The sequence below is a fragment of the Nesiotobacter zosterae genome (genome assembly GCF_033843645.1).
In the GTDB taxonomy this organism is placed as follows: Bacteria; Pseudomonadota; Alphaproteobacteria; order Rhizobiales; family Stappiaceae; genus Pseudovibrio; species Pseudovibrio zosterae.
This window is the reverse complement of record NZ_JAWXVZ010000005.1, coordinates 306,282-324,699: the sequence shown is the minus strand read 5'-3', so window position 1 is coordinate 324,699 and position 18,418 is coordinate 306,282. Positions and strand designations below refer to the sequence as shown.

Here is an 18,418-nt window from a genome sequence, read left to right as displayed (position 1 = left end):
CATTTCGAGGTCGGCGTGATGAATGCCTATCATTTGTTCCGATCAGCTTTCGCGCAGTGCGTGGGCAATCTGATCACGAAGCGGCTTCAGCAGATAAGATAGAACCGTGCGAGAGCTGGTCCTGATGAATCCTTCAACCGGCATTCCGGGCACCAGAATTTGACCCTCGAGCCGCTCGAGCTCGTCCTCACTGATCTCCAGCCGCACCTTGTAATACTGCTCGCCGGTTTTCTCATCCTGTGTCAGGTCTGGCGCAACGTGCTTGACCGTGGCAAACAGCTCCGGCGTTACGCGCTGATCCAGCGCAGCAAGGCGCACCCGCGCCTCCTGCCCGATTGTGACCTGATCCACATCAGTTGGACGCACCCGTGTTTCAACAACAAGGTCTACCGTGTCGGGAACGATCAGCATCAACAAAGCACCTGCCCCAACAACGCCGCCCTCGGTATTGACTTCCAACTGGTGAACCAGTCCTGATGTTGGAGAGATGATCTCGATGCGGTTCAGCCGGTCTTCAGCTGCGGTTTTCTGTTCTTCCAACTGGGCAATTTGGGAACGGGTATCCTGCAGTTCGGACAGAACATTTTCAAGAAAGCTTTCATCCAACTGAAGGATTTGAATGCGGCGCTCGCTGATCCCTTCTTTGGTTTGGGCAATCTGGGAAATCAAAGCCCCTCGATCACCAACCAACTCAGCTCTGTCACGCTTGATCGCGGTCACCTGAGAGGCATTGACCAAACGCTTTTCCATGAGCGTTTCAAAGTCTGCGAGCTGGTCTGAGATCAGCGCAATGCTTTCAGCCTTTGCATCTCGCTGCACTTCAAGCCCCTTGATCTGCTCTTCAAGCTGAGAGATCTGCTCTACCAACTGGCGCTTCCGCCCTTCCAAAGCCCGTGCGCGGGCCTCAAACAAGGCTCTTTCACCATTGACCGCCGTCGCTGCGTTTGGGCTCGTGAGTTCCCGCGCTGTCAGGTGGAGTGGGAACTTGACTTCATCCAGCTGCTGCCACTCGGCATTCAGGCGCGCTTCACGTGCATAGAGTTGGTCCAGTTGCTTGGAGGAAATCTCCAAGTTCGCCCGCACGACCGTGTCATCGAGGCGCACCAACAAGTCACCCGCCTCAACACGGTCGCCCTCTTCCACATAGATTTTGCCAACAATGCCGCCTTCCTGATGCTGAACCTTTCTCGGTTGCCCTTCGACGACCACAGAGCCAGAGGCAATCACGGCACCGCTGATTTCTGCAACGGCTGACCAGCCGCCAAGCCCACCAACAAGAACACCGACCATGGCGAGGCCGAGCCAAGTATGCTTGCGCCGGGAGGCACGTGCTTTTTCAAGAGCCCTATTTTCTGTCATGAGCAACGGCCCCCACTGGTGCTGGCTTTCCTACGCTCGCACCAACCTTTTGTAGTACTTCATCTTTCGGTCCAAACGCCACTTGCTGACCTTCTTTGATCACCAAGAGGTAGTCCACCGTCGCAATTGCACTCGGTCGATGCGCGACCACGATCACGATACTGCCCTTTTCACGAAGCGCCTTGATGGCTTCCATAAGCGCGGCTTCACCCTCTGAATCGAGGTTCGAATTGGGCTCATCCAAAACAACCAGAAAGGGCTCTCCGTAGAGTGCCCGCGCCAAACCGATGCGCTGTCTTTGCCCCGCAGAAAGACGGGCTCCCCCATCCCCCACTTGAGTGTCGTAGCCATCCGGCAGACTTGTGATGAGATCATGAACATTGGCCATTCGAGCGGCACGCAGAACATCCTCATCCTGACGCTGAGCGCTAAAACGGGCGATATTGTCAGCAATGCTGCCATCAAACAACTCGACATCTTGAGGCAGATAGCCGATCGCTGCGCCAAGACGCTCCTCACTCCACTGAGTGGGCTCAGCCCCATCAAACCGAACGGATCCGCGCAAGATGGGCCAGACGCCGATAAGCGCCCGTATCATGCTTGTCTTTCCGCTGCCAGACGGGCCGATCACGCCCAAGCCATCCCCTGCGCGCAGCTGGAACGTTGCCCCCTTGAAGGTGAGCACCTTCTCGCCGGGCGCTGCGGTGGCAAGATTTTCAACGGCAAGATTGTCCTTGGGGAGTGGCAGTTCGGTCTGCGGCTCCTCCTCATCCATGGCCTGCAACGCTTGTTCGAGCCGGGTACGACTTTGACGAGAGGCCAGAAACCCGCGCCAATGAGCAACTGCCTGTTCAACAGGTGCAAGCGCACGCGATGTAATGATCGAGGCTGCAATCATTACACCGGGAGAAACTTCTTGCTTGATGGCCAGCCAAGCCCCTACGCCAAGCACAGCAGATTGAAGGATGAAACGCAGGGCTTTGATGACTGTTGCAAAGAATGACTGCCGGTCCGCCGCCTTCGACTGGACGTCATAGTAGTCTTCATTGGAGCGCTGCCATTGTTCCACCAGAGTTTGGTTCATGCCCATGGCCCGGATCACCTCCGCATTTCTGCGGGTGCCGTTTACAAAGCCGCTACGCTGGCCGTTCATAATACTTAGGGCGCGGCTAGGCTCACGTGAGAGAAGCTCATTCGCGATCACCAAAGCCAGAATGACCACGGCGCCTCCAAGGGCAAGTATTCCAAGCCAGAAGTGAAGCGCGAAGACGATGGCCAGATAAACTGGCATCCACGGCACATCGAAGATTGCCGATGGTCCCTGACCGCCCCAGAACTGGCGCATGGTTTCAAGATCCCGGACCGGATCCACGTTCTTGCCTTGCGCACCGAGCCGCAGAGGAAGCTTCAAGCTGGCAGCATAAGAGGCTGCGGAAAGCTGCGCATCGATCTCCTGAGACACGCGGTTCAAGCTTCGTGCCCTGATGCCCTCCAGCAAAGCAAAGAAGACATAGAGCACACCTGCGAACACTGCGATGACGATGAGTGTGGGGACGCTGGCACTGGACAGCACCCGGTCATAGATCTGCAACATGAAGATCGGGCCTGTCAGCATCAACAGGTTGATGACCAGACTGATAGCCCCGATTGACAGGTATGCAGAGCGGCAGGACTTGAAAGCCTCTGTTATGGGAGAGCGCTTTGACCTACGGGAAACTGATTGAAGCATCAAACAACTCAAATCGATAAAAGATGGGGCAAACAATAGCCAGAAGATGCCTATAACGCCATGATATTCCTATTACACATCTGTATAAGTCATGGCTTGTACCCGCTGCCCACAGACTACCGCAAGCTGCTGGAGTTCATTGGTTAAAATTAGAGTGTTCGAGCCAGTATCCAAAACACTCGGCAATGCTGCACATCAGAACTATCCTAGGACAGATGGCCGGTTATTGTTGCCCGCCAGTTCTGTCACTCTGAGCTAGAAAGTTGCATGGCGTTTTTGCGCTTCAGTGGATGTTCGATCCGTGATGTGGGTCTCAAACTCTTCTTGCCATGCACTTCGGTTCCCCGAACCTCATGCATCCATGCTGGCTTTAGGTGCGCCCCGCAAAGACCGCAGAGGATCGCCTGCCGGATTAAACGTTAAACCCTTCCCTGAATTCAACTCAGAGAAACGGTGTAGGAGGCCCTATCTGCGGCAAACGACTTCTGCATCACAACTGCAACTCACTCGCATTTTCAAATAGTAATAAATAAATCATCCAAAAAGAAAATATTCGTAAGTAATAACCGAAACGGCTATCAACAGAGGCCAAACAAATCAGTAGTTTTTATATTTTACAAATCAAAAAAGCCAATAATTTCAATATAGTAGTGTCTATTACTTATATTGCCAATATCATATATCTCATCGCAATATCCAGAAGGAGCTAACACCAGGCACGGAGTGAACCAAGAGCCTATCCATGAACCGCATTGCAGCATGTTGGTCTGGGTCTCTTGGTAAAGCCTGTTAGTGAGGGAGTTTTGGGGTTTTCTGGATTTGGAGCAGGCCCCATCAAAAAAAGGCGAGATCATCATGTTCAAATCCACTACAAGCAAACTGGCATTGGGGGTCGTTGCACTGGTCGTAGTCGCGGGCTATCCAGCTTACCGCTACATCTTCGGGGCAACTGTTGTAGACGTTGATTCAACAGAACAAGCGCAAAAGATTGAAGACTACGCAAATCCAGCAGCATTTACGACACCACTTCAACTCGCAAAGATGATGAAGGAAGACGACAAGCTGATCGTCATTGGCGCGTTGAACCCTGCAAAGGGCGATACCCCGATCAGTGGATCCTTTACATTCTGGCGGGGCGATTACTCTGCGCAAAAGAGCGCCTATGACTACGGCGGAATGCGCAATACAGCAGACGAAATGGAAGACCTGCTGAGCCGAATTGGCGCCACTCCAGACAGCCCGATTGTAGTATATGCAGCCAACAAGCATCATGACGCCGCCCGCCTCTACTGGCAGCTCGGCCTGCTTGGCCATGAAAACGTAAAGTACCTTGACGGCGGCCTAAACGCATGGCTTGGCGCAGAGCTTCCTGTCGGCAATGCAAATCCAACAGTTGAGGCGACGGACTACGTGGCCCCAAACAAGAATGAAACCAAGCTTGCCACCATCGAAATGGTACGGAATGCGATTACAGATGATGACTGGGTCATCATCGATACCCGCGGTACCGACGAGTTTGATGGCACAAGCGTCAAGTCCGGTGCATATGGCCCAGGCGCCATTCCGGGCGCTGTCCACATCAACTGGACCAAAGCCGTCAACGAAGACAGTACCTTGAAGACCGCTGCCGAGTTGAAAGCTCTTTACGGTGATCTCATCAAGGGCAAGAAGGTCATTTCCTACTGTCAGTCTGGTGTTCGGTCTGCCCACACGACAATGGTTCTGGAAGAAGTGCTGGGAGCAGCAGACGTCTACAACTACGACGGATCCTGGATTGAATGGAGCCACGCTTTTTATGAGGAAGGCCGCGAAGGCATAGAAATCATGAATGGCGGGAAGAGCTGATCCCAAGAACAGGGGCATCTCTAACGAAGAGATGCCCTTTCCTCCTCATTCAAGGGAACGGTAGAAATGAAACACGTCAACTTCAGTCAGCCTCTTTATGACACGGCTCAAGAAATCGTGGAGGGCTGCATGGGTGATGCAGCTCCCGCCTGCCAGAGCGCATGCCCTATGCACACTGACGTGAAACAGTATGTGAAACTGGCCGCCGAGGGCGAATACCAGCAAGCTGTCGACGTCATCAGACAAAAGATTTTCATGCCGCAGGTGCTTGGCCGCATTTGCGCGCATCCTTGCGAGGCTGCGTGCCGTCGCAATGAAGAGTTCTCGCAGCCGATCAGCGTTGCCGCGATCAAGCGATTTGTAGCTGAAAAAGCGGACAAGAAAGAGAACTGGAACCTCACTCAAGCTCCAGCAACGGGCAAAAAGGTTGCCGTTGTTGGTGCCGGACCGGCTGGTGCACAGGCCGCTGTTGAGCTGCGCCGTCAAGGCCATGCCGTGACCATCTTCGAGAAACTCAAGGTGTTTGGCGGCATGATGCGTGTGGGCATTCCTGAGTACCGCCTACCGCGAGATGTGATCGACTTCGAATATGGCTATCTGGACATGATGGGCGTTGAGGTGAAGTTTGGCGTTGAGGTTGGCAAGGACATCACCTTTGCTGAACTGCGCAGCGACCATGACGCGGTCATTCTGGCTCATGGTGCCCATGTGGGCTCCATCATCCCGATCAAAGGTCACGAGGCCGAGGGCGTCTATTCGGCCGTTGAGTACCTCAAGGAAATCTCCGAGACACGGGCGTTCCCGCGCGCTGGCAAGCGGATCCTCGTCATTGGCGGTGGCGACGTTGCCATGGACTGCGCCCGCTCCTCTTGGCGCATTGGTGCCGATGAGGTTCATCAGTGTTCTTTGGAGGAAATGGAGGCCCTGCCCGCCAGTCAGGTTGAAATTGACGAGGCATTGGAAGAACGCGTTGCTTTCAACGCTGGTTGGGGGCCGAAGGAAATCCTTGTTGAAGATGGCAAGGTGGTCGGCGTGGTTCTTCAAAAGGTGTTGCGCATCTTTGATGAAGACGGAAATTTCTCACCGGCTTACAGCGATGAAACCCGAAAGGTCGCTGTAGATACAGTGATCTTCGCAACCGGACAGGTTGTCGCCGACATTACAGACGGTGCTCTGGAACAAGGACGCGGGGGCCGCTATGTGGTCAACAAGGATACCCTTGCCACATCCCTGCCAGATGTTTTCGTTGCCGGCGATGCCTCTGGCGGTGCCATTGTGGTTGAAGCCATGGCACTTGGCCGCAAAGCTGCCCTCAGCATCGAACGCTTGTTTACTGAACGCGCTTTGGAGGCGGATCGGAACCTTGAAGAGGAAGGCGCCTATAAGACCCGCCTTGATGTTCCTCTGCCGGAAGGTACCGTTGACACGCCGCGCATTCACCACAACACCCGTCCGGCCGAAGAACGCAAGCGGGACTTCATTCAGGTAGATTTGGGGCTCACCGAAGAGCAGGTCACGAGCGAAGGGGATCGCTGCCTCCAGTGTGAATGCAAGCTCTGCATGAAAGAGTGCGTGATGATGAACGATTTTGGCGATTGCCCAAAATCTCTGTTCAGCGACTTCATCGAGAAAAAAGAGATGGAGCCGTTGCTGGCATACTCATGCAACGCATGCGATCAGTGTACGATTGTCTGCCCAAGAGACTTCCCGATGAAGAGCATCTTCATGGGAGCCCGCGCAGACTTCGTGAAAGCCAACAATGGCCACTCGCCTATTCCGGGCCACAAGGCCATCGAGATGCACCAGAAACTTGGTTTTTCTCGGTTCTTCACAATGGCAAAGAAAGCAGTGGGGCGGTAACGATGACAAACAAGATATTCATGCCGGGCTGCAGCCTGCCCTCTTACAATCCAGAGGCCGTCTCCAAAACAGCTGCCTATCTGAAGTCCGTCTACCCAGACATGGGTGCCGTGCAAAAGTGCTGCGGCAAGCCAACGGCGGCAATTGGTCAAACAGAGAAGTTCAAGGAACGCTTCGCTGACCTGCAGAAGGATTTCGACAAGGTCGAAGCAGAAGAAGTGATTGTGGCCTGCCAGAGCTGCTTTGGCATGATCACGAAGAACGCCAGCGGCCAAAAGCCGGTATCTCTCTGGGCGCTGCTGCCGCAGATCGGCCTGCCGCCTGAGCTGGTAGGTAAAGCAAAGAATAGTGACGTGACTTTCACGATTCACGATTCCTGTTCCACCCGTTTTGAAACCGAGCTTCAGGATGGTATTCGCTGGGTCCTCCAGGAACTTGGCTACAAGGTCGTGGAACCCAAACACACGCGCGAGAATGCCCGTTGCTGCGGCTTTGGCGGCATGGTTGTTCCGGCGAATCCCGATCTTGCAGATCGCGTCATTAAACGCCGTGTAGAAGAGTTTGAAACCGACTACGTGGTGGTTTACTGCGCGGCCTGCCGTGCCTCCATGATGGGCATTGGGACGAAGTCCTGGCACATTCTGGACCTTCTGTGGGGGCCTGTGGTGATGCAGGGCGACGAGCCTCCTGCCAACGTACTGGCCAGCCCCGTCAAATCCTGGATGAACCGATATCGCAGCAAGGTTGGCCTCAACCGCTGCATGGCTTGCTAAGCCAAGTGATAACCGGAGCGCCCGTGGGGAGGAAATGGGCGCTCTGGCTGCTTGAACCAACGCCTTTGGGCCAACTCTACTAATCAATTGGAAAGATAGGCCAATGAAATATGTCTATATCGTCATTGCCGCAATTGTTGTCGCCGCGCTGATCTACGCTGCCAAGCAGACGGGAATGCTGGCACTTCTCACTGATGTACAGGGACTACAGGCCTGGATCTCCAGCTTTGGTGCCTGGAGCTACATCGTCTTTTTCCTGGCCTTCATCGCAGCCTGCGTGTTCATGCTGCCGGGAAGCGCCTTCACAATCGTTGCGGGTATCGCATTCGGGCCCATCATTGGAGCCATCATCTCGCTTCTGGCTGCAACCGCCGGCGCAACCGCCGCGTTCATCGTTTCACGCTTTCTGGCGCGTGGTCTCATCCTTGACAAGTTCGGCTCCAACCCGATTTTCAAGAAAATTGACGACGGCGTGAAAGAAAATGGCATGAGCTTCCTCATCCTGACCCGTCTTGTACCGGTGTTTCCTTTCAGCTTGCAGAACTATGCCTACGGCCTCACAGGTATCAGTTTTTGGACCTATGTGCTTGTATCGCTGGTGACCATGGCCCCTGGCGCCTTCATCTTCGCCTACATGGCAGGTGACATTGCCACCAACGGCGTCTCTGTGATGTTGCTGGTGAAGTTCGCAGTGGCTGGGCTCATTCTGTTCGGCGTGTCTCTCATTCCAAAATACATTGCCAAAAAACGTGGCATCGACCTTCAGGCACTCTCCAAGTAGGACCTGAATAAGCCAACACGAAACGCCGCTGCAGCCCTTGCTTCAGCGGCTTTTTTTTTGCACCTACTTGGCGCAAAGCGGACAGGATCTGGTCGGTAATGAAACGCGTGTTCAACGTTGCCGAAGATGATGGTCTAATCGTCAACAATCCCTGCGACGGTGGCGGCCGGCTTTACAGCGGATCACGCGCTGCAATCATCTGGACACCAGATCAGCTAGCCAAAGCTAAAGCACAAGCGCCTCTGCATATCCGTGATGCACTTGTCCTAGCAGCCGAAACAGGACAGCGCCAAGCTGCCCTTTTGGAACTACTTTGGTCACAAGTTGACACTGATCATCTGCGCATAACACAGAACAAAAACAGAAAGCCCGTCAGCATTCGCCTATCCCGCGAACTCCGCGCTCTCTTGCAGGACATCAAACGGCGCCAGACAACCAACAACCAAAACTCAACACACGTGCTCACAAACAGCCGCGGATTGCCCTGGACCCAAGATGGCTTTCAGACCTCTTGGCGAAAGGCCATGAAAAATCTGAAGATTGAAGGCGTCACCTTCCATGACCTGCGCGGCACCGCAATCACCAGATGGGCTGCAGATGGAGCCACTGTCCCGCAGATTGCAGCCCTGTCCGGCCATAGCATGAGAGATGTGGAAAAGATCTTGGAAGCGCACTATCTGGCCGACCACCAGCGCCTCGGTGACGCGGTCATATTAAGAATAGACGGCGAACAAAAATAGCCCATTTCTGGAAAACATTTTGGAAAACAGGTCCGGAAACAGCTCAGCGCGCCATCCCGACAAAATGCTAAACAATTGATTTATATAAAGAAATAATGGCGACCCCTGCAGGATTCGAACCTGCGACCATCGGCTTAGAAGGCCGGTGCTCTATCCAGCTGAGCTAAGGGGCCGTATCGCACGCGAAGGCCTTGCCCACACGCGTCTTGCTGGTGTGGCGTTTCATAAGCCACTCACCAAAATATCTCAATGCCCAATTTCAATGAGTCCACGGCGCAGCGCGGTCATAGCGAAAATTGTCTGAGTAGGACGCGATACGCACCTTGCGCGGCTGCTTTTCAACCACACGATAAGGAATCTGATTGCGCTGTGCGAACTCAATCGCCTCTTCTTTGGTCTGAAACGTCAGGCGAACCTGCTGCTTCATGTCCGAGGAGGTTGTGTAGCCCATCAAAGGCTCAATGCTCTTAGCTGCGGATGGTTCGAAGTCGAGAACCCAATTCTCGGTCTTTGCCTTTCCGGACTGCATTGCGGTTTTGGATGGCCGATAGATGCGCGCAACCATGTTCGAGCCCTGCCCTTCAATTCTTTTGGAAACGGCCTCACGATGAGGCTTCAGGTCGTTTTTTCCGAAATTTCTGTTGCTTGTCAATGAGCCAATCCAACTAGCCACCGTATTTGCCCCGATTAGCCAGCGAATCTGTTCCCGCTGAACTGTTCTTAAATGCAGAAGAGATGCACTGGTTGCTCCTGTCGAGGCGATATCCGTGAATTGGGTGCAAGTGCATTGTGACGACGGCATTTAGTTGTTGCCTGCCGCGTTTTTATCGAGCTATGCCACCGTCATAAAATTGTAACATTGCAGCTTAAGCGCCACTGATCACTCCCCTTTCGCCAGTATTGCGACATTTTGGGATCAGCGGCCCCTGGAAAGCTCGTAGTGGGACAAAATCTTCACTTAAAAGCACTGCCAGAAAGCCAGAATCTGCATGAGCAACACAACGCTTAAGCCCACACTGGATAAAGATCTCGAAAAGGTTTCCCGCCTTCAGGGTGCCAACACGTTTCTCACTGCCCGCTTTGCAGCACCAAGCCTGAGCTTTGTGTTCCTCCTGCTGGCCATGGGTATATCCAGCATTTACATGACCGGCGAGCTTGGCACCGGAATTGTCATTGCAGCAGCCGGTGTTGGGGCCTATCTGGCGCTGAATATTGGCGCAAATGATGTTGCCAACAACGTCGGCCCCGCCGTTGGTTCTCAAGCACTTTCCATCACCGGAGCCCTGATAATTGCCGCTATCTTTGAAAGCGCAGGAGCGCTGATTGCTGGTGGCGACGTGGTTGGCACCATTTCCAAGGGCATCATCGACCCCGCCACCGTATCGCAAAGCGATGTGTTTGTACGCGTGATGCTGAGCGCCCTTGTCTCTTCAGCACTCTGGGTCAACCTGGCCACCTGGATTGGCGCACCGGTCTCCACCACACACGCGGTTGTTGGCGGTGTGATGGGCTCTGGCATGGCGGCATCAGGCTACAGCTCGGTCAACTGGGATACGATGGGCTCAATTGCCGCCAGCTGGGTAATCTCTCCAGTTCTCGGCGGCTTGATCGCAGCCGCATTCTTGTTCTTCATCAAGACTTTCATCATCTATCAGAGTGACAAGATTGCTGCTGCCCGGCGCTGGGTCCCTCTCCTCATTTCAATCATGGTGGGCGCTTTTTCAGCATACCTAGCCATGAAAGGCTTGAAGAAGGTTATTTCCATTACGTTGTGGCAAGCGCTGCTTTTCGGTTTCGCTGCAAGCATCCTCAGCTATCTTGTCGTCAAGCCGCTGATTGCGCGGCAGGCCGAAGGACTGGAGAACCGAAACCAATCGCTGCGCAAACTGTTTCGTATGCCGCTGATTTGTTCTGCCGCCCTTCTTTCTTTTGCCCACGGCGCAAACGATGTTGCGAATGCCATCGGCCCCCTGGCGGCCATTGTGCATACTATCAGCGCTGGAGAGGTTGCCGCCAAGGTTTCCATTCCGCTTTGGGTCATGGTCATCGGCGCCTGTGGCATCTCGTTCGGCCTGTTGCTTTTCGGCCCAAAACTCATCCGAATGGTGGGAGAACAGATCACCAAGCTCAATCCAATGCGCGCGTACTGTGTAGCACTCTCCGCAGCCATCACAGTCATTATCGCCTCTGGCTTTGGTCTACCTGTCAGCTCGACTCATATTGCTGTGGGCGCGGTGTTTGGCGTTGGCTTCTTTCGAGAATGGTACACCCGCTCCTCCAAGCGCCGCGTGGACTACATGCACTCAGAAACCGGCCGCAGCAGCTATACTCAGCTTACAGCCAAAACCAAGCGCCCAAAGCTGGTGCGGCGTTCGCATTTCACAACGATTGTGGCGGCCTGGGTGATCACAGTTCCGGCTTCAGCCGGTGTATCGGCCATGGTCTATGCCGCGCTTACCGGCCTCCTGATGCCGTGAGCGGTCACAAGCAAGCAATGCAATGAGAACGAAGCTCGCCTCAATGGCGGGCTTTTCTTTTGTTCTTCCAACAGTTTCTGCGAGAAGAAACGACAAAATCGCCATGAGCCGTCGGAACCGGCGCATTGCGTTGAGCATGAAAGGATATTTTTGGAGAAATGGTCGGGGCAGCAAGATTCGAACTTGCGACCCTCTGGTCCCAAACCAGATGCGCTACCAGGCTGCGCTATGCCCCGACTACAGAGATTTCAAGAAATGGTCGGGGCAGCAAGATTCGAACTTGCGACCCTCTGGTCCCAAACCAGATGCGCTACCAGGCTGCGCTATGCCCCGACAGCAGAGATTTGAAGAAGTGGTCGGGGCAGCAAGATTCGAACTTGCGACCCTCTGGTCCCAAACCAGATGCGCTACCAGGCTGCGCTATGCCCCGTGACTTCTTCAGTGCCCTGCACTGTTTCTTGAGGGGCCTTATATTCAGATGACAGGTTTATGGCAATACCAAAAATGCGATTTATCCAAAACGTCGGTGGATCAATCTTATTGGGATTGTAGATAACCGGATAACTCCTAAGCCTCTGAGAGATATCTGAAAAAAGAGGCAGGTCCAGCCTGCCCCAAGGTGTTTCCAGAGTTCCGCCAAACCAAAAAGAGATAAGGCGACACGTAAAACATGAGTTTTACAATCATATTTATAGCCAGCCGCAGCCTTTCCTGTCAACCGAACCTTAGAAAACTAAAAAGCCCGGCATGGCGCCGGGCAATTCAATTGCTGAAATTCTGATTTATTGGCTCGCAGCAGCAGCTTGAGCTTGCGGTCGGTGAACGGACAACCAGTTATCCGCCCATTCGGCGGCGCGGCGGCGCTCATTTTCAGAAGCAAGCGCGAAAGCGCGCTCGTGGGTCTTTACGATCCAGTCATCGGTGCTCGTTGTGACCTGCCTGCGGGCTAACGTCATCCACTGAAGACCGACAAGCTTGGCATTCCGCATGGAACCAGAGGTATAAATCAACTCACCAAACTTTGCCTGGGCCCCCACGTGCCCTTTGGCGGCTGCAAGCTTCAGCCAGCGCGCGGCCTGACGGGCATCATGCAATGATGTATCCGGCGACAGATAAAGGTTGCCAAGGTTGAACTGCGCGTCTGCATCACCAAAGTAAGAGGCCGCATAGGTAAACAACTGGCGTGCTTTTGCAACATTCGGCTTCACCGGGCTGTCGCCAATGCCAGTCATGTAATAGGAACCCAGCGCGACGATGGAATCCGCCACGAGAGAAGCTGATGGCGAATCCCGACGATCCTCCGAATAGGAACTCGCTACCTGAGAAAAATACCGGAACGCGCGAAGGTCATCTTCCTTCACACCATCGCCAACTGCATACATCTGGCCGAGTTTCCAGGCTGCAAGTGGCTGGCCATGCTCTGCTGCATAATGCAAAGGATCAATCGCGGCTGCCTTGTCACCTGCGAAATAGGCCTTAGCACCCATCTGCAGTGCCTGAAGTGGCGTAATTGCGCCAGTAGACTTAGGCGTTGACTTATCGAGTTTCTCAATAGCTTTCAGCGGGTCATCATTTTGATGATCGATGCCCTGCGCATACGCCGCCTGCGTTGCGCCAGCCAGCATCAAGACCGCTGCACAAAGTCCTGCACCTGCACCCATAACGTGTCGAGCACGTTTGTTATGTCTGCAAAAATTACTCATGACCCAGTATGGCTCACTACCCTTTATTGCGTGCGCATATGACGCCCGCTACTCCCCTCAAGCTAAATGTCAAAAGTGTCAATTTTGGCACTAAAACCCATCGAGCCTGCGGCTTTATTAGGCCCACCAAGATTCCTGACAAATTTACCCCTGTCAGAAACTAGCAGAAAATTGAACAAGTTAACAATCAAGCGGGGCCAAACTAATCTGGAAAATTTGGAGAAACTGTGAAGACGATGATGCTGAGGCGGATCATATCTGCGCGCTGTTGCAGATCCGGCACACTACCCGTATGGCGCTACCTACGAACAAACACACCCAAACTAGGTGGAATAAGGGCTGAATAACTTGGGCACGTCGCCCACAGCTTTGTTAAACGCCTTAGACAAAACCGTGGATCTACCGCTATAAAGCTCCCTGAGGATGAATGGGGCTGAAATCATTTTACAGGACGGAAACTGCGAAATCTTGTTTTCCGTGTGTACAGAGCTTCTTCGCGGAGCTCTTTTGGAAAAGTGCCCAGCCCCAATTTGCGTTGCCGTCCCTTTATCGACGCGGCTGCAAACCTGTTTCAAAGAGAACCAGAACTGACCATGAGCTCAAAAGACGACCTTTTTGCAAACGTAGACCTGACTGCCTTGGACACAACGCCAAAGCCAGAAGGGACATCCGTGCAGGGAGGAGCTGCGCCAACCAAGCCGAAGGCAGCCAGCAAGCCGGCCCCAAGAAACGGCGAAGCAGGCGCTGAGCAAGCCTACTCGGCAGCAGATATTGAAGTTCTGGAAGGTCTGGAACCGGTCCGGCGCCGCCCAGGCATGTACATCGGCGGCACCGATGACAAGGCCCTGCACCATCTGTTCGCGGAAGTCATCGACAACTCCATGGACGAAGCGGTTGCGGGTCACGCAAGCTGGATCGACGTCAACCTCGACAAGGACGGTTATCTGACCGTCACGGACAATGGTCGCGGCATTCCGGTTGACCCTCACCCGAAGTTTAAGGATCGGTCCGCTCTGGAAGTGATCATGACCACGCTTCATGCCGGTGGTAAGTTTGACAGCAAGGTCTATGAGACATCAGGCGGTCTGCATGGTGTGGGTGTGTCTGTTGTAAATGCCCTTTCAGAAGAACTGGTGGTGGAGGTCGCTCGAAACCGGCAGCTTTATCGCCAGATCTTCAGCCGCGGCATCCCAACGGGCCCCTTGGAACATGTGGGTGATGTACACAACCGCCGCGGAACTCAGGTGCGTTTCAAGCCCGACCATCAGATCTTTGGCAAGAGTGCCCGCTTCCGTCCAGAACGCCTTATGAATATGGCGCGCTCAAAAGCGTACCTGTTTGGCGGCGTGGAGATTCGGTGGCGGTGTGCGCCCGAGCTTTTGGAGAACGTTAAGAACGTTCCCTCTGAAGCTACATTCCATTTCCCTGATGGCCTGAAGGATTATCTGGCAGAAACACTCGCTTCTGAACGCCGTGTCACAGATGAGAGTTTTTCTGGTCGCACTTCAGCAACTGGCAAACACGGTGCCGTTGAATGGGCTGTTTCCTGGTTTGCAGGCGATGGTTTTGTGAATTCATACTGTAATACGGTACCAACACCTGAAGGCGGCACTCATGAGGCCGGTCTGCGTTATGCATTGCTGCGTGGCCTCAAAGCCTACGGCGAGCTCACTGGCAACAAGAAAGCCAGTGTAATCACCGGCGATGATGTCATGACTTCTGCTGGTGCCATGCTGTCCGTTTTTGTGCGTGAACCCGAGTTTGTTGGCCAGACCAAAGACAAACTGGCCACGAATGAGGCGACCCGCATTGTTGAAAATGCCGTGCGCGATGCCTTTGACCATTGGCTGACAGCCTCTCCAAATCAGGCAAACAAGCTCCTTGAGTGGGTCATTGACCGAGCTGACGAACGGCTGCGACGCCGTCAGGAACGGGATGTGGCGCGCAAGACCGCTGTGCGAAAGCTGCGCCTTCCGGGCAAGCTGGCGGACTGTTCCACCAGTCAGGCGCAGGGAACTGAACTCTTTATTGTTGAGGGTGACTCGGCGGGCGGCTCGGCAAAGCAAGCGCGGAACCGCTCTAACCAGGCTATCCTGCCCTTGCGAGGAAAAATCCTGAACGTTGCCAATGCAGGGCGTGAAAAGCTGGCCAGCAACCAGCAGCTTGCTGATCTTATTCAGGCACTCGGCTGCGGCACCCGCTCCAATTATCGCGAAGAAGACCTGCGCTATGAGCGCATTGTCATCATGACTGATGCGGACGTGGACGGGGCGCACATCGCCTCACTGCTGATTACGTTCTTCCACCGCGAGATTCCTGAAATCATCCATGGCGGGCACCTGTATCTTGCCGTACCGCCGCTTTACCGCATCAGCCAGGGCGGCAAGACGATGTATGCCCGAGATGACGCGCACCGCGATGAGCTTCTGGCAAAGCACTTCAAAAAAAGTGGAAAAGTCGAAATCGGCCGCTTCAAAGGTCTTGGTGAGATGCTTCCGGCGCAATTGAAAGAAACAACAATGGATCCAGCCAATAGAACGCTGCTGAAGATTGTTGTAAGTGACGAGCATGCCATTGAGACAGGTAGTTCTGTCGAAAAGTTGATGGGTAATAAACCCGAGGCGCGCTTTAACTTTATTCAAGAACGTGCAGAGTTCGCCACTGATCTCGATATCTGAGTATATGACCGCCCCGATCTCTTAAGGTAAACAGGATTTAGTTTTAACCTCTTGAGATTCGGGTCGTCATCGGATGCTTCGAGCCCTTTACAGCCTTTATGATCGTTCACGGCGCCCTTTACGCGACCGGGTGTTTTTCATTCTTCCCAACTTGAAGATGGCCTACGGGCGTATACCCGGCGCAAGTGGATGTGCAGGTGATCCGATTTTGCGCCGCTTGAACTCCATCGAATTTGCCCTGGAGCACGGATCTCCTGACTTCAAGCCAGACCCTGAATTTCCCTATGAAGCGTTAGAGTGCGTCAAAGCAAGAGACTTGCTGCGCACACCCAACAGGCTGATGACCATTGCAGTCCTCAAACATCCGTTGCATCGCCTGATGTCGTGTTATCGCCAGCACTTTGGTGCTGAGGGCATCCCCTCGCCCCGTCTTGAACATTACGGCCTTGATCAGTCGACGAGCTTCGGAGGCTTCGTGCGCCGTATATGCAGGGTGCCCGATTATCGGGCAGACAACTATTTTCGTAGCCAGATCGATATTTTAAGCCATAGGGGACAGTTCGTACCAGACTTTGTCCTAACAACAGATCATATGGAAGAAGGCCTACAAGGTTTACGTGCAATCATTAGCCGCCGTACCGGCGTAGATATGGGCAGTTTCGAGCGCTCCGAGCTTGAAAATTACTTTTCAATCAGTTTTCCTAGCCACAGCAATGCTGAAGAGGTTGAGTTTCATCTCGCAACTCGGTACAAGAGCGACCTAGAAATGTTTACTCGACATGCTGCAGGTTCAGCTTAGGGCGGTATTTTAAAATAGCGTTCGAGACATGACCCTATGGAAGTCGCATAGAGCTGCGGGTCACATCCGATTATTACGGAGTGAAACGTAGATCTGCGGAATGTCGAGCCAATAGACGAATTCTGGTCCAATTAAGGTGTAGGCACTCAGACTTTTAGTTGCCGCCGCAAAGATCGCGTACATATGTCATTTTCTTCACTAGGCCTCAGCGAGAAAGTTCTCTCTGCAGTAGAATCTTCTGGATACAAAGAACCTACCGAAATTCAGGCACAAGCCATCCCGCATGTTCTTGAAAGAAAAGATGTTCTTGGGATCGCGCAAACGGGCACAGGTAAGACGGCATCCTTCACCCTGCCGATGATAACGCTTCTCGAAAAAGGCCGTGCGCGGGCTAGAATGCCACGCACCCTCATTCTGGAGCCAACCCGCGAACTTGCCGCGCAGGTGGAAGAAAACTTTCAGCGTTACGGCATCAATCACAAGCTCAACGTTGCGCTTTTGATTGGCGGCGTGTCCTTCGCAGAGCAGGATCGTAAACTGGAAAAAGGCGCCGACGTGCTTATTGCAACGCCAGGCCGCCTGCTTGACCACTTTGAGCGCGGCAAACTGTTGCTTCAAGGCGTCGAGATTCTCGTCATCGATGAAGCAGACCGCATGTTGGACATGGGCTTCATCCCGGATATTGAGCGCATCTGCAAGCTCATCCCCTTCACGCGTCAGACGCTGTTCTTCTCAGCCACCATGCCAAACGAAATTCAGCGTCTGGTGGATACATTCCTGCACAATCCAGAACGTGTGGAAGTAGCGAAGGCTTCATCAGCAGCAGATACAGTGACACAGCGCCTCGCCGGCACCGGCTTTGAAGACTATGAGAAGCGCGCCACGTTGCGTGAACTCATCGACAACGCTGAAGACCTGCAGAACGCCATCATTTTCTGCAACCGTAAACGCGATGTCGCCACCCTGTTCCGCTCTCTGGACAAGCATGGCTACTCTGTTGGCGCTCTTCATGGGGACATGGATCAGATGTCGCGCATGGCGATGCTGGAAAGCTTTAAGACCGGCAACATCAAGATCCTCGTCGCCAGTGATGTGGCGGCACGCGGCCTTGATATTCCGTCCGTATCTCATGTGTTCAACTTCGATCTTCCAATCCATGCGGAAGATTATGTGCATCGCATCGGCCGTACGGGCCGCGCGGGTCGCGAGGGTGCCGCGTTTTCAATCGTGACAGGCGACGATGAGAAAGCTCTGGACGCCATCCAGAAAACCATTAACCGCACGTTGGAATGGATTGGTGAGCCTGTCGACTTCGAAGCAGCTGCTGAGGAGAAAAAGGCTCGCAAGAAGAATCGCCGCGGTGAAAAGTCCAAATCCGTCAAGGAAGGACGCCGTGGGAAAAAAGATTCGAGCGCAAAGAAAGATAGCCCGAAGTTGAATACAGATGAATCTGTGGAATTTTCTTCAGCCAGCGAAATAGATTTCCAGCCGATTCCGATCTCTCAACCCGTTCAAAGACGCAGTTCAAATCGGCGAAATTCCGGGAATGGTGAAGGTTTAACCTTCAAAGAAAGTGGCCACATTCCCGCGTTTCTGCTCAGGGACACCAAGCGCAAGGTCGCTTCGTAGCTCCGCGGAAATGCACCTTAATTTTAAATTAGGTATATACTAATA

Annotated in this window: 13 protein-coding genes and 4 tRNA genes; 9 read left to right on the top strand and 8 right to left on the bottom strand. The window is 53.6% G+C overall.

Annotated elements, in window-relative coordinates:
- Positions 1-42: 42 nt before the first annotated feature.
- A complete protein-coding gene (locus Q3Y58_RS09705) occupies positions 43-1,359 on the bottom strand; it encodes an HlyD family type I secretion periplasmic adaptor subunit (RefSeq protein WP_274216938.1) in 1,317 nt (438 codons plus the stop codon).
- Complete coding sequence (locus Q3Y58_RS09700) at positions 1,346-3,088, bottom strand: type I secretion system permease/ATPase (protein WP_319622073.1); 1,743 nt, start codon at positions 3,086-3,088, stop codon at positions 1,346-1,348. The genes Q3Y58_RS09705 and Q3Y58_RS09700 overlap by 14 nt, the downstream gene beginning before the upstream one ends.
- 855 nt (positions 3,089-3,943) lie before the next feature.
- Between Q3Y58_RS09700 and Q3Y58_RS09695 the strand changes: the two genes are divergently transcribed.
- The 5 genes from Q3Y58_RS09695 to Q3Y58_RS09675 all read left to right on the top strand — a co-directional run bounded on the left by Q3Y58_RS09695 (position 3,944) and on the right by Q3Y58_RS09675 (position 9,087).
- A complete protein-coding gene (locus tag Q3Y58_RS09695; protein ID WP_319622072.1) occupies positions 3,944-4,933 on the top strand; it encodes a sulfurtransferase in 990 nt (329 codons plus the stop codon).
- 66 nt (positions 4,934-4,999) lie between these two features.
- Positions 5,000-6,793, top strand: coding sequence for an FAD-dependent oxidoreductase (locus Q3Y58_RS09690; RefSeq protein ID WP_319622071.1), 1,794 nt, complete (start codon positions 5,000-5,002; stop codon positions 6,791-6,793).
- Between the two features lie 2 nt (positions 6,794-6,795).
- The gene (locus Q3Y58_RS09685) at positions 6,796-7,566 is read left to right on the top strand and encodes a (Fe-S)-binding protein (protein WP_319622070.1); all 771 of its coding nucleotides are present in this window, start codon (positions 6,796-6,798) and stop codon (positions 7,564-7,566) included.
- Between the two features lie 103 nt (positions 7,567-7,669).
- Entirely contained in the window at positions 7,670-8,347 is a 678-nt protein-coding gene (locus tag Q3Y58_RS09680; RefSeq protein ID WP_274216943.1) for a TVP38/TMEM64 family protein, read from the top strand.
- A 98-nt stretch (positions 8,348-8,445) separates the two neighbouring features.
- On the top strand, positions 8,446-9,087 hold the full coding sequence (locus Q3Y58_RS09675) for a tyrosine-type recombinase/integrase (protein WP_319622069.1): 642 nt from the start codon (positions 8,446-8,448) through the stop codon (positions 9,085-9,087).
- A gap of 96 nt (positions 9,088-9,183) precedes the next feature.
- Here the strand turns inward: Q3Y58_RS09675 and Q3Y58_RS09670 are convergent.
- Together Q3Y58_RS09670 and Q3Y58_RS09665 are read right to left on the bottom strand one after the other, a co-directional pair.
- A tRNA-Arg gene (locus Q3Y58_RS09670) sits at positions 9,184-9,260 on the bottom strand.
- 86 nt (positions 9,261-9,346) lie between these two features.
- Positions 9,347-9,652 (bottom strand): ETC complex I subunit, encoded by a 306-nt coding sequence (locus Q3Y58_RS09665; protein ID WP_274216944.1) that lies wholly within the window; start codon positions 9,650-9,652, stop codon positions 9,347-9,349.
- 424 nt (positions 9,653-10,076) lie between these two features.
- Here Q3Y58_RS09665 and Q3Y58_RS09660 point away from each other — a divergent pair, with 424 nt between their 5' ends.
- The gene (locus tag Q3Y58_RS09660) at positions 10,077-11,564 is read left to right on the top strand and encodes an inorganic phosphate transporter (RefSeq protein WP_319622068.1); all 1,488 of its coding nucleotides are present in this window, start codon (positions 10,077-10,079) and stop codon (positions 11,562-11,564) included.
- Between the two features lie 159 nt (positions 11,565-11,723).
- On the opposite strand, the gene Q3Y58_RS09655 is transcribed toward Q3Y58_RS09660, so the two are convergent.
- The 4 genes from Q3Y58_RS09655 to Q3Y58_RS09640 form a co-directional block, all read right to left on the bottom strand.
- Positions 11,724-11,800, bottom strand: a tRNA-Pro gene (locus tag Q3Y58_RS09655).
- A 20-nt stretch (positions 11,801-11,820) separates the two neighbouring features.
- Positions 11,821-11,897, bottom strand: a tRNA-Pro gene (locus tag Q3Y58_RS09650).
- Positions 11,898-11,917: 20 nt separating this feature from the next.
- A tRNA-Pro gene (locus tag Q3Y58_RS09645) sits at positions 11,918-11,994 on the bottom strand.
- Between the two features lie 352 nt (positions 11,995-12,346).
- Positions 12,347-13,189, bottom strand: a complete 843-nt coding sequence (locus Q3Y58_RS09640; RefSeq protein ID WP_274216946.1) for a tetratricopeptide repeat protein — start codon at positions 13,187-13,189, stop codon at positions 12,347-12,349.
- A 671-nt stretch (positions 13,190-13,860) separates the two neighbouring features.
- On the opposite strand from Q3Y58_RS09640, the gene parE reads away from it, so the two are divergent.
- From parE to Q3Y58_RS09625, 3 genes are all read left to right on the top strand, one after another.
- Positions 13,861-15,945, top strand: coding sequence for a DNA topoisomerase IV subunit B (gene parE / locus Q3Y58_RS09635; RefSeq protein ID WP_274216947.1), 2,085 nt, complete (start codon positions 13,861-13,863; stop codon positions 15,943-15,945).
- Positions 15,946-16,018: 73 nt separating this feature from the next.
- Entirely contained in the window at positions 16,019-16,744 is a 726-nt protein-coding gene (locus tag Q3Y58_RS09630) for a sulfotransferase family 2 domain-containing protein (protein WP_274216948.1), read from the top strand.
- A 183-nt stretch (positions 16,745-16,927) separates the two neighbouring features.
- The gene (locus Q3Y58_RS09625) at positions 16,928-18,373 is read left to right on the top strand and encodes a DEAD/DEAH box helicase (protein WP_319622067.1); all 1,446 of its coding nucleotides are present in this window, start codon (positions 16,928-16,930) and stop codon (positions 18,371-18,373) included.
- Positions 18,374-18,418 lie beyond the last annotated feature (45 nt).

What these genes read in the sequence shown, in the direction of transcription:
- Q3Y58_RS09625 (WP_319622067.1), top strand. Translation starts at nt 16,928, where the DNA reads ATGTCATTTTCTTCACTAGGCCTCAGCGAGAAAGTTCTCTCTGCAGTA.
- parE (WP_274216947.1), top strand. Translation starts at nt 13,861, where the DNA reads ATGAGCTCAAAAGACGACCTTTTTGCAAACGTAGACCTGACTGCCTTG.
- Q3Y58_RS09675 (WP_319622069.1), top strand. Translation starts at nt 8,446, where the DNA reads ATGAAACGCGTGTTCAACGTTGCCGAAGATGATGGTCTAATCGTCAAC.
- Q3Y58_RS09705 (WP_274216938.1), bottom strand. Translation starts at nt 1,359, where the DNA reads ATGACAGAAAATAGGGCTCTTGAAAAAGCACGTGCCTCCCGGCGCAAG.
- Q3Y58_RS09695 (WP_319622072.1), top strand. Translation starts at nt 3,944, where the DNA reads ATGTTCAAATCCACTACAAGCAAACTGGCATTGGGGGTCGTTGCACTG.
- Q3Y58_RS09665 (WP_274216944.1), bottom strand. Translation starts at nt 9,652, where the DNA reads ATGGTTGCGCGCATCTATCGGCCATCCAAAACCGCAATGCAGTCCGGA.
- Q3Y58_RS09690 (WP_319622071.1), top strand. Translation starts at nt 5,000, where the DNA reads ATGAAACACGTCAACTTCAGTCAGCCTCTTTATGACACGGCTCAAGAA.
- Q3Y58_RS09680 (WP_274216943.1), top strand. Translation starts at nt 7,670, where the DNA reads ATGAAATATGTCTATATCGTCATTGCCGCAATTGTTGTCGCCGCGCTG.
- Q3Y58_RS09630 (WP_274216948.1), top strand. Translation starts at nt 16,019, where the DNA reads ATGCTTCGAGCCCTTTACAGCCTTTATGATCGTTCACGGCGCCCTTTA.
- Q3Y58_RS09640 (WP_274216946.1), bottom strand. Translation starts at nt 13,189, where the DNA reads ATGCTGGCTGGCGCAACGCAGGCGGCGTATGCGCAGGGCATCGATCAT.
- Q3Y58_RS09685 (WP_319622070.1), top strand. Translation starts at nt 6,796, where the DNA reads ATGACAAACAAGATATTCATGCCGGGCTGCAGCCTGCCCTCTTACAAT.
- Q3Y58_RS09660 (WP_319622068.1), top strand. Translation starts at nt 10,077, where the DNA reads ATGAGCAACACAACGCTTAAGCCCACACTGGATAAAGATCTCGAAAAG.
- Q3Y58_RS09700 (WP_319622073.1), bottom strand. Translation starts at nt 3,088, where the DNA reads ATGCTTCAATCAGTTTCCCGTAGGTCAAAGCGCTCTCCCATAACAGAG.